The organism is Streptomyces odontomachi, assembly GCF_024435355.1.
In the GTDB taxonomy this organism is placed as follows: domain Bacteria; phylum Actinomycetota; class Actinomycetes; order Streptomycetales; family Streptomycetaceae; genus Streptomyces; species Streptomyces odontomachi.
Genome location: NZ_JAMJWG010000022.1, coordinates 79,293 through 93,907, shown reverse-complemented (window position 1 = coordinate 93,907; position 14,615 = coordinate 79,293). Strand labels below are relative to the sequence as shown.

Genomic DNA, 14,615 nt, shown 5'->3' with positions numbered 1-14,615 from the left:
GTCATCGACACGCCCCGGAGTCCGTGCCCGAGAGGCAGGAGGACCCGGTGGCCACCGCAGCCGAAACCGCCGCGATGCGACGCGCGATCGAACTCGCCGCGCTCGGCCTCGGCTTCACCCGCCCCAATCCGGTCGTCGGCTGCGTCCTGCTGGACCCCGCAGGGCACGTGGTGGGCGAGGGCTACCACCAGCGCGCCGGCGGCCCGCACGCCGAGGTGCACGCGCTGCGCGCGGCCGGCGCACGGGCCCGCGGCGGCACCGCCGTCGTCACCCTCGAACCCTGCAATCACACCGGCCGCACCGGACCCTGTGCCCAGGCCCTCATCGACGCAGGTCTCGCCCGCGTCGTCTACGCGGTCGCCGACCCCGACGCCACCGCCACCGGCGGTGCCCGGACGCTGCGCGCCGCCGGCGTCGACGTGGCGTCCGGCCTGCTCGCGGACGAGGCCGAGGAGGGCAACGCCGCCTGGCTGACCTCCGTACGCCGCGGCCGCCCGCACGTCACCTACAAGTACGCCGCCACCCTCGACGGACGCATCGCCGCCGCCGACGGCACCAGCCAGTGGATCACCTCCGAAGCGGCCCGCGCCGATGTGCACCGGCTGCGCGCCGTGAGCGACGCGGTCGTGGTCGGCGCCGGCACCGCACGGGCCGACGATCCGCAGCTGGCCGTCCGCGGCGTCACCGGCGCCCTGCAACCGCTCCGCGTGGTCGTCGACGGCTCCGCCACCGCCGTCAAGCCCGGCGCCCGTGTCCTGGACGACACCGCGCCGACGCTGGTCGCGGTCGCCGAGCACGCCGACACCGCCCACCTGGACGGGCTCTGCGACGTGCTACGGCTGCCGCGCACCACCACCGGGCACGGCGAAGGGGCCCACCGCGGCTTGGACGTGGTCGCCCTGCTGGCCGCCCTGCACGCCCGTGGCATCCGCTCCGTACTGCTCGAAGGCGGGCCGACGCTCGCCGGGTCCTTCGTGGCCGCAGGCGTCGTCGACCGCGTGGTCGGCTACCTCGCCCCCGCCCTGCTCGGCGCCGGGCCCGCCGCGCTGGCGGGCGCGGGAATCCCCACCCTGACCGGCGCGTTGCGGCTCGACATGACCGAGATCGTCCGCATCGGGCCCGATGTACGCATCACCGCCACCCTTCCCCCGAAGGAGTCCTGAAGTGTTCACCGGAATCGTTGAAGAGCTGGGCGAGGTCACCGCCGTCGACAACCTCGGCGACGCCTCCCGCTTCAGGCTGCGCGGACCCGCCGTCACGGCGGGCGCACGGCACGGCGACTCCATCGCCGTCAACGGCGTGTGCCTGACGGTCGTGGACCTGACGGGTGACGAGTTCACCGCGGACGTGATGGCGGAGACCCTGAACAGGTCCAGCCTCGGTGCGCTGCGGCTCGGCTCCCGGGTCAACCTGGAGCGGCCCACCGCCGTCGGCGGACGGCTCGGCGGCCACATCGTGCAGGGCCACGTCGACGGTGTCGGCACGCTCCTGGAGCGCAAGCGCTCCGACAACTGGGAGATCGTCAAGATCGAGCTGCCCGTCCCGCTCGCCCGCTACGTCGTCGAGAAGGGCTCCATCACCGTCGACGGCGTCAGCCTCACCGTGGTCGACGCCGGCCCCGACTACTTCACCATCAGCCTCATCCCCACCACCCTCGCGCTGACCACCCTCGGCATCAAGGAACCCGGCGAGCAGGTCAACCTCGAAGTGGACGTCATCGCCAAGTACGTCGAGCGGCTGCTGGCCGCCGAACGGTCCACCGCCACCGGCACGGCACCCCACCAGGACGGTCAGACGAAGGAGTCGGTGAAGTGAGCGCGGTCGACTGGCTCAACTCCGAGGCGTTCACCGCCGTCGGACAGCACATCATCTGGTCCGACCTGGCCGGCAACACCATCGGTCTGATCGCACTCGCCCTCGGCTGGCTGCGTTCCGTGTGGACCTGGCCGGCCCAACTGCTGTCCGCGGTGATCCTGATCGCCGCGAACATCTCCGTCCAGCAGTCCGGCAGCGTGGGCAAGCAGCTGGTGATCATCGTGACGGCGGTGTGGGGCTGGCAGCAGTGGACGAGCGGCCGGCGCCGGAGCGAGGACGGTGAACTCGTCATCCGGTTCGCCTCGTGGCGCGAGCGCGGCCTGCTGCTGGCCGGCGCCGCCGTCGGCACCCTCGCCGTCGGCGGCCTGTTCACCGCCTACCCGTCGCTGTCCTGGAACCCGTGGCCGGACGCCTACGTGTTCGTCGGCACGCTGGTCGCGATGGTGGCGCAGGCCCGCGGCCTCGTCGAGTTCTGGTTCGCCTGGCTGCTCGTCGACGCCGTCGGCGTACCGCTCAACTTCACCAGCGGACTCGCCTTCTCCGGACTCATCTACCTCGTCTACGGCGCCCTCGTCCTGTGGGGCATGCGCGCCTGGTGGCTGCGCTCGCGGCAGACGGCGCAGCCCGCCCTGGAAGGAGCCCCCGCATGAGCACGGCACCCATCCGGCACCCCGCCGCCGACCCCGCCGACCACGCCGCCCCGGCACCCACCGGCCTCGACCCCGTCCCGCAGGCCATCGCCGACATCGCAGCGGGCCGCCCCGTGGTGGTCGTCGACGACGAGGACCGCGAGAACGAGGGCGATCTGATCGTCGCCGCCGAGCTGGCCACCCCCGAGATCGTGGCCTTCATGATGTCCGAGTGCCGTGGCCTGATCTGCGCACCGATGGATGCGGCGGACGTCGACCGGCTCCAGCTGCCGCAGATGGTCGAGCAGAACACCGAGGCCCTGAGGACCGCTTTCACAGTGTCCGTCGACGCGTCCGCCGAGCACGGCGTGACCACCGGGATCTCCGCGGCCGACCGGTCCTGCACGCTGCGGCTGCTGGCCGACGGCACCCGCCGGCCCGGCGACTTCGTGCGGCCCGGCCATGTCTTCCCGCTGCGCGCCCGCCCCGGTGGAGTGCTGGCCCGGGCCGGCCACACCGAGGCCGCGGTCGACCTGGCCAGGCTCGCCGGGCTGCGCCCCGCGGGCGCCATCGTCGAGATCGCCGGCGAGGACGGCACCATGCTCAGGCTGACCGAACTGATCCCGTTCGCCCGCAAGCACGGCCTGACGATCATCTCCATCGCCGACCTGATCGCCTACCGGCGCGGCATCGAAAGCGCGCCTTCGCCCGAGCAGGAAGCCCTCCCGCCCGAGCCCAGCGTGCACCGCGAGGCGGCGGTACGGCTGCCCACCGCCACCGGCGAGTTCACCGCCTACGGCTACCGTTCCGGCCTGGACGGCGTCGAGCACGTCGCCCTCGTGCACGGTGACCTCGCGGACGGCGAAGAGGTCCTGGTACGGGTGCACTCCGAGTGCCTCACCGGCGATGTGTTCGGCTCGCTGCGCTGCGACTGCGGCCCCCAGCTGCGCGCCGCCATGGCGCGGATCACCAAGGAGGGCCGCGGCGTCGTGGTCTACCTGCGCGGCCACGAGGGGCGCGGCATCGGACTGCTGTCCAAACTGCGCGCCTACGAACTCCAGGAACGCGGCCGCGACACCCTCGACGCCAACCTGGAGCTGGGGCTGCCCGCGGACGCACGCGACTACGGGGCGAGCGCGCAGATCCTCGCCGACCTCGGGGTGCGCAGCGTCCGGTTGATGACCAACAACCCGGACAAGACGGACGCCCTCGTCGGCCACGGCATCCACGTCGCCGGCCGCGAGCCGATGCCCGTCCAGGTCGGCGAGCACAACCTGCGCTACCTGCGCACCAAGCGCGACCGCATGGGCCACGACCTGCCCGGCCTTGACGCCCCCGCCATGGCCGCCTGCGGCAACCAGTGACGGCACCGGGCAGCCCGGCACCCCGTCCCCTCCATCCCCCCATCCTCGTATGCATCACCCCGGCACCAAGGAGAACAGCACGTGAGCGGCAAGGGCGCACCCGAAGTGAGCGTGACGAACGGCAGCGGCCTCAAGGTCGCCGTCGTCGCCGCCCAATGGCACGAGAAGATCATGGACGGTCTGCTGGACGGCGCCCGGCGCGCCCTCGACGAGCTCGACATCGCGGACGCCACCGTGCTGCGCGTGCCGGGCAGCTTCGAGTTGCCGGTCGCCGCCCGGGCGCTTGCGGTGCGCGGCTACGACGCGGTGGTCGCCCTCGGGGTGGTCATCCGAGGCGGCACCCCGCACTTCGACTACGTGTGCCAGGGCGTCACCCAGGGCCTGACCCAGGTCTCCATCACCACCGGCGTGCCCATCGGCTTCGGCGTGCTCACCTGCGACACCGAGGAGCAGGCCCTGGAACGCGCCGGCCTGGCGGGCTCCAACGAGGACAAGGGCCACGAGGCCGTCACAGCGGCCGTCGCCACCGCGGCCACCCTGCGGAGCATTCCCGGGGCCTAGGCCCTGTCGTCAAACTCCCGTCTGCCCGGCGGCGTCATGCACGCCCTCTCGCCGCACCGGGCACAAGCCCACGTACTCCCCCACTGCCTGAACGGCGTGGGAGGTGCCCCCATGCGTACGCGGACTCGCGCCCGGCACTCCCCCAAGCTCTTCGAGCAGGGGGGACCCCCAGAACACGCACTGGGGGTACCGCCCACGCCCTTCAGGCAGTGGGGGAGCCGCCGGGCCGCCCTTCGGGCAACGACGGGAGTTTGACGACAGGACCTAGCACCCGCCCGACCGTCGGCGGGGGCGAGGGGGAGTGACCACACCGGCCATCGCCGTGAAGAGGGCGTGGCAGGGCCGCGTAGAGTAGGGGCCATCATGTCCAGGAAGACGTTCGAGGAGCTGTTCACCGAGCTCCAGCAGAAGGCCGCCCACGGCGACCCCGCCACCTCCCGCACCGCCGAGCTGGTCGGTAAGGGAGTGCATGCGATCGGCAAGAAGATCGTCGAGGAGGCCGCCGAGGTGTGGATGGCCGCCGAGCACGAAGGCGACGCCGCCACAGCCGAGGAGATCTCGCAGCTGCTCTACCACCTCCAAGTGATGATGGTCGCCCGCGGCATCAGCCTCGACGACGTCTACGCCCATCTCTGAACGGCCCGGCCGCCGCGCCCGCCCGGCACCGCCGCCCGCCCGTCCCCGTGGCACCCCCGCACCCTTCCCCCGTTCGCATCCCTTCCGTTCGAAGCCCCTTCCCGCAAAGGAATCCGAGCTCATGCTGCGCATCGCCGTCCCCAACAAGGGTTCACTCTCCGGGCCTGCGTCGGAGATGCTCCATGAGGCCGGGTACCAGCAGCGACGGGACTCCAAGGAACTGGTGATCGTCGACCCCGCCAACGAGGTCGAGTTCTTCTACCTGCGCCCCCGCGACATCGCGATCTACGTCGCCTCCGGCCGCCTCGACATCGGCATCACCGGGCGTGACCTGCTGGTCGACTCCGGAGCCGAAGCCGAGGAGATCCTGGCGCTCGGGTTCGCCCGCTCCACGTTCCGCTACGCCACGCGGCCCGGCACGGCGTCGGACGTGAAGGACCTCGCCGGCCGGACCATCGCCACCTCGTACGAGGGCATCGTCGCCGGCCACCTCGCCGACCAGGGCATCGACGCCGCCGTGGTGCACCTCGACGGGGCGGTGGAGACCTCCGTGGAGCTGGGCGTCGCGGACGTCATCGCGGACGTCGTGGAGACCGGCACCTCGCTGCGCAACGCCGGCCTGGAGGTCATAGGAGAGCCGATCATGCACTCCGAGGCCGTCGTCATCCAGGCACGCAGCTCGCGTGACGCGGCGCGCTCCGGCACCGAGGACCAGCCCAAGGTGGAGCAGTTCCTGCGCCGTCTCCAGGGCGTCCTGGTGGCCAGGACGTACGTGATGATGGACTACGACTGCCGCGCCGAGCACCTGGAGCAGGCCGTCGCCCTCACCCCCGGTCTGGAGTCCCCGACCGTCTCCCCCCTGCACAACGAGGGCTGGGTCGCCGTGCGCGCCATGGTGCCTGCCAAGGGCGCGCAGCGCATCATGGACGACCTCTATGCGCTGGGGGCGCGGGCCATCCTGACCACGGCCATCCACGCCTGCCGCCTGTGACGACCACCGCGCAGCCCTCCCGGGAGCATCCGTCATGACGGACCGAACGACACCCGACGCCGCCCCGCCGGAGCGCGTCCTGCCGGGGCCCGGGGCCCCGGAGCTGCCGGCGCTGCCCGTCACCTTCCGGCCGGCGCTCACCCGTGCGGTCCTGCTGATCGGCGGCGGCGCGCTCTTCGTGGTGCTCACCGTCATCGCCCTGCTGCTGCCTTCGGTCGGCCCGGGGGAGAGGCTCAGCTTCGTCCTCACCGGGGGAATGCTGTTCGCCGCACTCGTCCTGCTGAGCAGGCCGAAGGTGGTTGCCGACGTGACCGGTGTCACGGTCGTCAACATCGTCAGCAGCCGCCGGCTCGACTGGGCCGAGATCCTGCACGTCACCCTGCGATCTGGTGACCCCTGGGTGTTCCTGAACCTGAGCGACGGCACCAGCCTGCCCGCCCTCGGCATCCAGCCCGGCCTCGCGAAACGGCGCGCCCTCACCGATGCCCGCGCCCTGCGCGCCCTGGTGGACGCGCACGGCGCCGCCGACCAGGGACCCGGCCACTGAGACGGCCTTTCGACGCTTGCCGGCGGGCGGGCCCGGACCCGCCGTATTCCCGCTGTGCTCGGCCTGTGAGAAAGATCAGGGCAGGCTCAGGGAGCGCTCACACTGACGCGGGAGCCGCTGTCTTGATTAATCTGGTGGTGGAGGCGCGTCTCGCGCCCCTGCCCCCGACAGCACACCGGTGGTGCGCGGGGGCTCCTGCTGAACAAGGAGTGACTTCCTCAGGCGATGGACGGTTCGTCCTGTAGTACCTGCGCCGCCCCCACCTGCCCCCACTGCCTTGAAGGCGTGGGTGCGGGGACCCCCCAAGCCCGTTCAGGGCATGGGGGAAGTAGCCCCAGCACGGACCGCGTCCGGTGCGACACGGAGGCGGCGGCATGATCATCCCCTTGCTGCTCCTCGGAGCAGCCCTCGTCCTCATCCTGGCCAACGGGTTCTTCGTCGCGGCCGAATTCGGTCTCGTCACCGTGGAGCGGGCCGACGCCGAACAGGCCGCCGCCGGCGGTGACCGGCGCGCTCGCACCGTCGTCGCCGCCCTGAAGGAGCTGTCCTTCCAGCTCTCCGGCACCCAACTGGGCATCACCATCACCTCCCTCGTCGTCGGCATGCTCGCCGAGCCGGCGCTCGCCGAGCTGCTCACCGGCCCGCTCACCGCGGCCGGCCTGCCCGACGGCGCCGCGCCCGGGGTCTCCGTCGTCGTCGGCATGCTGCTGGCCTCCGCGATACAGATGGTGATCGGCGAGCTGGTGCCCAAGAACTGGGCCGTCTCCCGGCCCCTTCAGGTGGCCCGTTTCGTCGCCCGGCCCCAGTACCTCTTCGCCCGGCTGCTGCGCCCCGTCATCGCCGCCCTGAACACGGTCGCGAACCGTCTGGTGCGTGCCCTCGGCGTCGAGCCCGCCGACGAGCTGGTCTCCGCGCGCACCCCCGACGAACTGGTCTCGCTGGCCCGCCACTCGGCCCAGGCCGGCACCCTGGAGCAGGACACCGCCGACCTCTTCGTGCGCACCCTCTCCCTCGGCGAACTGGCCGCCCAGCACGTCATGACACCGCGCGTGAAGGTCAGCGCCCTCCAGACCTCCGCCACCGCCGAGGACGTCGTCAACCTCACCCGCGCCACCGGCCTGTCCCGTTTCCCCGTCTACCGGGAGCGCATCGACGAGGTGGTGGGCATGGTGCACCTCAAGGACGCGCTGGCGATACCCGCCCAGGACCGGCTGCGCACCCCTGTGGAACGCATCGCCCAGGCACCGCTGCTGGTGCCCGAGACCCTGCCCGTGCAGCCGCTCCTGGCCCGGCTGCGCAGCGAACAGCCCATCGCGGTGGTCGTCGACGAGTACGGGGGCACCGCGGGCGTCGTCACGCTGGAGGACATCGTCGAGGAACTCGTCGGCGAGGTGCGCGACGAGCACGACCGACAGGACGCACCCGACCTGGCCACCGCCCCCTCCGAGGACGGCCGGCCGGCCTGGGAGGCCGACGGCAGCTGCCGCGTCGACACCCTGCGCCGCATCGGCCTCGAGGCACCCGAGGGCCCGTACGAGACCGTGGCCGGCCTGGTCGCCGACCTGCTCGGCCGCATCCCCGCCCCGGGAGACCGGGCCGAACTGCCCGACTGGCGGCTGACGGTGCGTCAGGTCGGCCACTATCGCGCGGAACGGGTCCGGCTGGTCAGGACGACGGAGCCGACCGCCAAGGGTGACACGGACGGTCGGGACCGGGACCGTAGGGAATCCGGCGGCGGTTCCGGGCGGCGCGCCGATGCGGGCGCGGATGCCGCTGTGGCCGCTGCGGCGAAGGGGGCGGCGCGATGAGCCTGCTCCAGCTGCTGTTCGCCGCCCTGCTGGTGCTCGCCAACGGGTTCTTCGTCGGTGCCGAGTTCGCCATGGTGTCGGTGCGGCGCAGCCAGATCGAGCCTCCCCCGGGACCGGAGGAACCCGGGAAGCGCGCCCGCGCGGCGCGGGCCCGCCAGGTGCTGCACGGCCTGGAGAACCTCCCGCAGATGATGGCCGCCGCGCAGTTCGGCATCACCGTCTGCTCCCTCACCCTCGGCGCCGTCGCCGAGCCGACCGTCGCGAGCCTGCTGGAACCGGTGTTCGCCGCCGTCCGGCTGCCCGACGAACTGGTTCACCCGCTCGGCTATGTCCTCGCACTGGTGTTCGTGGTCGCCCTGCACCTGGTGATCGGCGAGATGGTGCCGAAGAACCTGGCGATGGCGGCGCCCGAGAAGGCGGCGCTCTGGCTCGGCCCGGGACTCGTCGCGTTCGCGCGGCTGTGCCGGCCGGTGACCGCGGCGCTCGGCGCCTGTGCCCGCGGGGTGCTGATCCTCTTCCGCGTCGAGCCGAAGGACGAGGTGGCGGCCGTCTTCACCAGCGAGCAGCTCAACCGCCTCGTGGAGGACTCCGGTCAGGCGGGCCTGCTCGACCCCGAGGAACAGGAGAGGCTGGAGGACGCGCTGGAGCTGGGCTCCCGCAAGGTCACGGATGTGCTGCTCGATCCGGCGTCCCTGGTGACCGTGGACCCCACGGTCACCCCCGGCCAGATCGTCGCGCTCACCGCCCGCACCGGTTACTCCCGTTTCCCGGTGAGCACCGACGGCCGCGCCTTCATGGGCTATCTGCACGTGAAGGACGTGCTCGACCTGGAGGACAGCGAACGTGCCGTGCCGCAGCACGTCTGGCGGCCGATGACCACGCTGGGCGCCGAACTGCCCCTCGACGACGCCCTGACGGTGATGCGCCGCGCGGCGACCCACCTCGCCCAGGTCGCCGACGCGTCCGGTCGGGTGGTCGGCCTGGTGGCCCTGGAGGACGTCCTGGAACTCCTGGTCGGCGAGGTACGCGACCCGGCCCACCGCGACCCCGACAGCCCGGAGCCCACACGAGACGCAGAGCCCCGGAGCGAGGCGATGGCGGGCTGACACGAGCAGCCCCGAAGGGCGCGGGTGGAGATGCCCGCGCCCTTCTCGGGGTTCTGGCGAGGTGACGCGTCAGGGATCTGGGGAGGTGACGGGAGCGCGGGGACAAGGGCGCCGCCCACGCCCTCAGGCCAGTGGGGGAGCGGGCAACGGGTCATCGGCGCGCGATGTGGCCGCCGTCGACGACGAGCGCGGTGCCGGTGGTGAAGGCGGCGTCGGTGGAGCGCAGCTGCCGGCGCGGCACGGAACAGGACGCGGCGGCAGGCTGCGGCGGGCTGGGGCGCTCAGGAGCGTCGGCCGAGAGGATCATGTGGGCATGGGCTCGGCGTAGTGCCGGAACGTGCCGCGGTCGGTGTGGATGGCGTACAAGCGCTCGGCGAGCGCGTCGGGGCTGGAGTGCTCGGCGTCGGGATGGATCGCGCCGGGGACGATGAGCTGGGCGGCGTGGATGTTCTCGGGTGCGAGGGCGTCGTGGAGCATCGCCGCGTAGGCGCTCTCGGCGGCGAACGCGACCGAGGTGCCGGCCACGCGGGGGTTCGGGCGTGCGGCGCTGCCGCCGTTGACGAACAGCAGCGTGCCCCGGCCCAGCTCCCGCATCCCGGGCAGGACGGCGTGCACACAGGCCATCGACCCCTTGACGGAGAAGGCCAGCGGGTCGTCAAGGTCGGCGGCGGTCGTCTCCAGGACCGGCTTCATGAAGTCGCTGCGGGGCGCCGGGCTGAACTGGAGGACCTCGATCGGCCCCAGCTCCCGGGCCGCTGCGTCCAGGGCCGCGGTGAGGGAGGCAGGATCGAGGACGTCGGCGGTGAAGCCGCGCGCCCGGATGCCGTCACCGTCGAGTTCGCCAGCGAGGGCGCCGAGGCGGTCGGTGTTGCGGGAGAGGAGGGCGACGTGGTGGCCGGCGGCGCCGAAGCGGCGGGCGGCGGCCAGCCCCAGTCCGGGGCCGGCGCCGACGAGGGCGAACGTGGTCACGGTTGACCTTTCGGGTGAGGGCGGTGCGGGGACGCAGGGCCGGGCGGGCCGGGTGTCAGTCGGTGGCCGGGGCGGCGGTGTACTCGTCGTCGGTGACGGGGTGCAGCCAGTGCACGACGGCGTGGTCGTCGTCGCCCTCGTTGATGGCCAGGTGGACCATCAGCCGGTTCGGGGCGGCGCCGTGCCAGTGTTCCTCATCGGCCTCGAACAGGACGCGGTCGCCAGGCCGGATGACCTCGACCGGTCCACCGCGTCGCTGGCACAGGCCGACGCCCTCGGTGACGAAGACGGTCTGACCGAGCGGGTGGCGGTGCCAGTGGGTGCGGGCGCCGGGCATGAAGTGCACCAGGGAGGCGGTGACCCGGGAGGGGGCTGGGGCGGCGGCGACAGGGTCGATGTAGACGTCGCCTGTGAACCAGTCGGCGGGGCCCTTCGCGGTGTCGATCGAGCTACGGGTGATCTGCACGGCAGTGCTCCTTACGGGGGTGGCGGACGGCAGGACAGGGCTTGAGGAGGGTTTTGATGGCGCGGCGCTCCTCCATAGCCTGGTAGCCCTCGGAGACCTGGTCCAAAGGCAGGCTGAACGAAGACCCCCAACCGACGATCACGCGCTTCCTTCGTCCCCCGCGGGGGACCCATGAAGGGGTGCGGGGAACTGCGCGGGCAACCCACCACTGGCTGATGGTCGGGACACGACCGAGGCGCCCCTTCGGACCGGTCGCGGCCCGTGGGCCGCGCTGTGACCCGGTGCCCGGAAGCCCTGAGAAGGGCCGCGAAGGGCGGAGAAGTGCCGAGAAGGGCTGAGCCAGGCCGCCAGCGCCTGCTACAGGGCCGTGGGGCCGCCGGGGCCCCGCCCCGACAGAACCTCCCCGTACGCCTGCATCAGATCCGGCAGCCGCAGCGTCGCGAGGTCGGCGCGTCCGGGCGTGCCGGTGTAGCCGGAGAGGCGTAGGTCCCGGTAAGCGCAGCTCTTCTCGTACAGGGTGCGCAGGAAGCGGCCGTTGCCGAGCTCGTCGATCCAGCCCTGGTCGACGACGTGCCCGGCGATGGCGCGCAGTTCGTCCAGGGCCTCCTCGTCCCAGGAGTCCCGGTTCTCCGCGGCCAGCACTTCGCCGATCGCGGTCAGTTCGAGGGGGCGGTAGGAGGGGAAGTCGACGCGGGTGGTGAAGCGGGACGACAGGCCCGGGTTGGCGGCGAGCAGCCGGTCCATGCCCTCCGGGTAGCCCGCGAGGATGACGACCAGGTGGTCGCGGTTGTCCTCGGCGCGCTTGAGCAGGACCTGGAGCGCCTCGTCGCCGTAGGCGTCGCCCTTGCCGTAGCCGGTGTTGGACAGGGCGTACGCCTCGTCGACGAAGAGGACGCCGCCGATGGCCGAGTCGATGAGTTCGTTGGCCTTGACCGCGGTCTGGCCGAGGTATTCGCCGACGAGGTCGGCGCGCTGGGCCTCCACGAGGTGGTCGCCGCCGAGCAGTCCGAGCGCGTAGAAGACCCTGCCGAGGATGCGGGCGACGGTGGTCTTGCCGGTGCCGGACGGGCCGGAGAAGACGAAGTGGCGCTTGGGGGGCTGCACGGGCAGGCCCTGGCCGGCGCGCAACCGGGCCATGTTGAGCTGTGCGGAGAGCGCCTTGACCTGCCGTTTGACGGGCTCGAGGCCCACCATGCGTTCCAGCTCGGCGATCGCGGCGGCCAGCAGCGCGGGGTCGGCGGGCCCCGGGGGTGGCTGTGGCGGGCTGGCCGGCACCGGCACGACCGCCTTCTCCCGGATGCCGTCGGTGTGCTTGGGCGGCAGGGGGGCGCTCGGCGGCTCCGGCTCGCCGAGCCGCACGTCCCGGCCCTCGACGCCGTACAGCGGATCGGCGCCGTCCGCCGTGTCCTGGCCGACACCGGCGAGGGCGATGGCGGCGACGTCCGCCGACTCGTCGTACCCGTCGCCTTCGGATATCGCGGCGAGCCGTGCCGAGGTGTCCATGAACGCGGGGTCCACCCGGTGCACGGCGCGGTACAGGGGCAGCGCCGCTGCGCTGCGGCCGGTGCCCTCGTGGGCGCGGGCGAGCCAGTAGCGCAGCTCCTTGCGCTGGGGCTGCTCGCTGCGGCAGCGCATCAGCGCCGCGGACAGCAGCGGCTCCGCCTGGCCGTACATGTCGAGCCGGACCCGCGCCATGCCGCCGAACAGGCCGGCCTCGATGCCGAGCATCGGGTCGTCGAGCAACGGGTCGGTGTGCCGGACGAGTTGCTCCCAGTCCTTGACGAGGTAGGCGCGGCAGGCGTGCAGGAAGCGCACCTGCCCGTCGGTGTCCACCGGTGGCAGGGAGGCCAGGGCGCGGTCCAGTTCGGGGACGTGGCGGCCGTCCAGCCAGTGCGAGGCGTGCGCGAGCAGCAGGTCGCGCGGCGACTCCAGGACCGGCTGTACCCACCAGCCGAGCCAGTACCAGGAGTTGAGGGTCCTGCGGTGCCGGGCGCGCTGCTCGCCGAAGCGCTCGCGGTGCTGGTACATCCGCAGCAGGGCCGGGGTGATGTCGACACGCAGGGCGTGCAGGCCCAACCACCCGTCGGCCATGCCGGGGTCCAGCCGCACCGCGGTGCGGAACTCCTCCTCAGCCTGCGGATACGCGCCCATCGTGTAGGCGTCGACCCCCCTGAGCCAGGCAAGGTCGGCCGGGGCTGGTGAGCCCTGCATGCCGAAGTCCATCACGTCCCCCACAAACCGTGCCCCCGTGGTGTGCCGTCGGGTTGGTGCCCGCCGGCTCCCTCGCCGAACCGCCTGGCCGTGGACGGGAATCGACTGGCATGCGCTGTGCGGCCGTCGGTCGCCGCCTGGGTCACCTGCACCGAAAGCATCGTACCTGCGGCGGTGTGGCGGGCCGAAGAGCGGCGCAATGTGGGAAGGGCCGCGTTTGAAGCGATTCCCGGCGTATCCGGACCCTCGGGCGGAGCGGGACGCGCCGGGTGTACGCGCAGAAAGGGAGGGGGAGTTGGTGACCGAGCGTGAAAAAATGCGCCGGGCGCGCACCGGATAAGTGGGGTGCAAGGGACAGAACGAAGCCCCCGATCACGGGGGAACAACCGGGGGCTTCGCGTCTGCCGGGCCCTCGAAAGGGCCGCACTGAGAACGTAAGACCTGTAAGGCCCCGTGGTCAAGCCGAGTTGGCCGAGTTATGGAAGTCGTTTTCCAAGCGCTTAGTTCGCCGCGGTCTGATCATTACTCTGGGTGAGGTCCCAGGCCGGCTTCATGGGCGCCGTTACCGGGCGAACGCGTGCCGGCGGGCCCCGGCAACACCTCGTACGCCATGAGGCGCGTGGACCCCGGGAGTCGCTCGGTACCGTTCGGCCCCACCGCCTCGCCCGAGGCGTGCCCTACCGCCTCGTCCGAAATCCGCCCCACCACATCGTCCGAAACCCGCCGTACGGCTTCGTCCGCAGCGTGCCCGGGCGCGCTGTCCGTGCGGCACTGCTGCCGTACGAGGTACTGGGCGAAGGGGCGGGACGGGTCGGCGGCGAAGTGGGCGCGCTCGGCGGCGGTCCAGCCGTCCCAGAAGGCGGTCAGCGCCGGTCCGTCCCGCCGCCGGCCGCGTCGCCAGGCCTCCTCCCGCGGCAGTTCCATCCAGAGCAGCCGGGCCAGCCAGGGGCGCAGCGCGGCCCGGCCCGCCCCGACGCCCTCGACGAGCACCACCGGCGCGGCCGGAAGCGTCAGGGGCGCTCCGAATGCGCGCGCGTCCCAGTCGTAGGGGCGATAGTGCGCCGGCTCGCCGCGGCTCAACGGCTCGATCACCTGCCGCCGCATGCTCCCGGTCCACTCGAAAGGCTCCGCGTGCGTGGCGAGCGCATCGAGATGCAGCACGGGGGCGCCGCCGAGGGCGGTGGACAGCAGGGCGGCGAAGGTCGACTTCCCCGATCCGGCGTGCCCGTCGACGGCGATCAGGCGGCTGGCGCCGCAGGACGGGGTGGACCGCCGCAGCGTGTCGGCGAGGCGGGGGAGCGGGGGCGGAACGATCACTCGATCCAGCGTACGCCCGGGCGCATCGGCGATGGCTTGCACGCCCGAGCGCTCGAGCGCCCGAGTCTTCGACCACTTGCGCGCCCCCGAACGGGCGACCAGCCCCCCGCCCCCCTTTCGCCGCCACAGGTAGAGGCCAATATTGGTGGCCGTCCAAGTGCCGTGGACGCTGGCAGAAGCCGGTCGGGAGCGTTC

General features: G+C 72.6%; 14 protein-coding genes and 1 pseudogene. 10 read left to right on the top strand and 5 right to left on the bottom strand.

Going from position 1 to position 14,615, the window contains the following annotated elements:
- Positions 1–47 precede the first annotated feature (47 nt).
- The 10 genes from ribD to NQO67_RS34250 all read left to right on the top strand — a co-directional run bounded on the left by ribD (position 48) and on the right by NQO67_RS34250 (position 9,457).
- Positions 48–1,163, top strand: a complete 1,116-nt coding sequence (gene ribD, locus NQO67_RS34295; protein WP_255954304.1) for a bifunctional diaminohydroxyphosphoribosylaminopyrimidine deaminase/5-amino-6-(5-phosphoribosylamino)uracil reductase RibD — start codon at positions 48–50, stop codon at positions 1,161–1,163.
- Between the two features lies 1 nt (position 1,164).
- Positions 1,165–1,815: a riboflavin synthase gene (locus NQO67_RS34290; RefSeq protein ID WP_255954302.1), complete on the top strand. Its 651-nt coding sequence runs from the start codon at positions 1,165–1,167 to the stop codon at positions 1,813–1,815.
- Positions 1,812–2,465, top strand: coding sequence for a nicotinamide mononucleotide transporter family protein (locus NQO67_RS34285; protein ID WP_255954301.1), 654 nt, complete (start codon positions 1,812–1,814; stop codon positions 2,463–2,465). The genes NQO67_RS34290 and NQO67_RS34285 overlap by 4 nt, the downstream gene beginning before the upstream one ends.
- Entirely contained in the window at positions 2,462–3,808 is a 1,347-nt protein-coding gene (locus tag NQO67_RS34280; protein ID WP_255954300.1) for a bifunctional 3,4-dihydroxy-2-butanone-4-phosphate synthase/GTP cyclohydrolase II, read from the top strand. Before NQO67_RS34285 ends, NQO67_RS34280 begins: the two co-directional genes overlap by 4 nt.
- An 81-nt stretch (positions 3,809–3,889) precedes the next feature.
- A complete protein-coding gene (ribH, locus tag NQO67_RS34275; RefSeq protein WP_255954299.1) occupies positions 3,890–4,369 on the top strand; it encodes a 6,7-dimethyl-8-ribityllumazine synthase in 480 nt (159 codons plus the stop codon).
- 363 nt (positions 4,370–4,732) lie between these two features.
- On the top strand, positions 4,733–5,005 hold the full coding sequence (locus tag NQO67_RS34270; protein WP_255954298.1) for a phosphoribosyl-ATP diphosphatase: 273 nt from the start codon (positions 4,733–4,735) through the stop codon (positions 5,003–5,005).
- A gap of 121 nt (positions 5,006–5,126) precedes the next feature.
- A complete protein-coding gene (hisG, locus tag NQO67_RS34265; RefSeq protein WP_255954297.1) occupies positions 5,127–5,996 on the top strand; it encodes an ATP phosphoribosyltransferase in 870 nt (289 codons plus the stop codon).
- Positions 5,997–6,030: 34 nt separating this feature from the next.
- Entirely contained in the window at positions 6,031–6,543 is a 513-nt protein-coding gene (locus NQO67_RS34260; protein WP_255954296.1) for a PH domain-containing protein, read from the top strand.
- Between the two features lie 374 nt (positions 6,544–6,917).
- The gene (locus tag NQO67_RS34255; protein WP_255954295.1) at positions 6,918–8,351 is read left to right on the top strand and encodes a hemolysin family protein; all 1,434 of its coding nucleotides are present in this window, start codon (positions 6,918–6,920) and stop codon (positions 8,349–8,351) included.
- On the top strand, positions 8,348–9,457 hold the full coding sequence (locus NQO67_RS34250) for a hemolysin family protein (protein WP_255954294.1): 1,110 nt from the start codon (positions 8,348–8,350) through the stop codon (positions 9,455–9,457). Before NQO67_RS34255 ends, NQO67_RS34250 begins: the two co-directional genes overlap by 4 nt.
- Before the next feature lie 151 nt (positions 9,458–9,608).
- Here NQO67_RS34250 and NQO67_RS34245 read toward each other — a convergent pair whose 3' ends face one another.
- The 5 genes and pseudogenes from NQO67_RS34245 to NQO67_RS34225 all read right to left on the bottom strand — a co-directional run.
- Positions 9,609–9,764, bottom strand: coding sequence for a hypothetical protein (locus NQO67_RS34245; RefSeq protein WP_255954293.1), 156 nt, complete (start codon positions 9,762–9,764; stop codon positions 9,609–9,611).
- Positions 9,761–10,426 (bottom strand): SDR family NAD(P)-dependent oxidoreductase, encoded by a 666-nt coding sequence (locus NQO67_RS34240; RefSeq protein ID WP_255954292.1) that lies wholly within the window; start codon positions 10,424–10,426, stop codon positions 9,761–9,763. Before NQO67_RS34240 ends, NQO67_RS34245 begins: the two co-directional genes overlap by 4 nt.
- Before the next feature lie 55 nt (positions 10,427–10,481).
- Positions 10,482–10,892, bottom strand: a complete 411-nt coding sequence (locus NQO67_RS34235) for a (R)-mandelonitrile lyase (protein ID WP_255954291.1) — start codon at positions 10,890–10,892, stop codon at positions 10,482–10,484.
- A 357-nt stretch (positions 10,893–11,249) separates the two neighbouring features.
- Positions 11,250–13,115, bottom strand: a complete 1,866-nt coding sequence (locus NQO67_RS34230; protein ID WP_255954290.1) for an AAA family ATPase — start codon at positions 13,113–13,115, stop codon at positions 11,250–11,252.
- Between the two features lie 762 nt (positions 13,116–13,877).
- Positions 13,878–14,420 (bottom strand): annotated as a pseudogene (locus tag NQO67_RS34225) (uridine kinase family protein); the annotation flags it as partial.
- Positions 14,421–14,615: the final 195 nt, after the last annotated feature.

What these genes read in the sequence shown, in the direction of transcription:
- NQO67_RS34280 (WP_255954300.1), top strand. Translation starts at nt 2,462, where the DNA reads ATGAGCACGGCACCCATCCGGCACCCCGCCGCCGACCCCGCCGACCAC.
- NQO67_RS34270 (WP_255954298.1), top strand. Translation starts at nt 4,733, where the DNA reads ATGTCCAGGAAGACGTTCGAGGAGCTGTTCACCGAGCTCCAGCAGAAG.
- hisG (WP_255954297.1), top strand. Translation starts at nt 5,127, where the DNA reads ATGCTGCGCATCGCCGTCCCCAACAAGGGTTCACTCTCCGGGCCTGCG.
- NQO67_RS34260 (WP_255954296.1), top strand. Translation starts at nt 6,031, where the DNA reads ATGACGGACCGAACGACACCCGACGCCGCCCCGCCGGAGCGCGTCCTG.
- NQO67_RS34255 (WP_255954295.1), top strand. Translation starts at nt 6,918, where the DNA reads ATGATCATCCCCTTGCTGCTCCTCGGAGCAGCCCTCGTCCTCATCCTG.
- NQO67_RS34250 (WP_255954294.1), top strand. Translation starts at nt 8,348, where the DNA reads ATGAGCCTGCTCCAGCTGCTGTTCGCCGCCCTGCTGGTGCTCGCCAAC.
- NQO67_RS34245 (WP_255954293.1), bottom strand. Translation starts at nt 9,764, where the DNA reads ATGATCCTCTCGGCCGACGCTCCTGAGCGCCCCAGCCCGCCGCAGCCT.
- NQO67_RS34230 (WP_255954290.1), bottom strand. Translation starts at nt 13,115, where the DNA reads ATGGACTTCGGCATGCAGGGCTCACCAGCCCCGGCCGACCTTGCCTGG.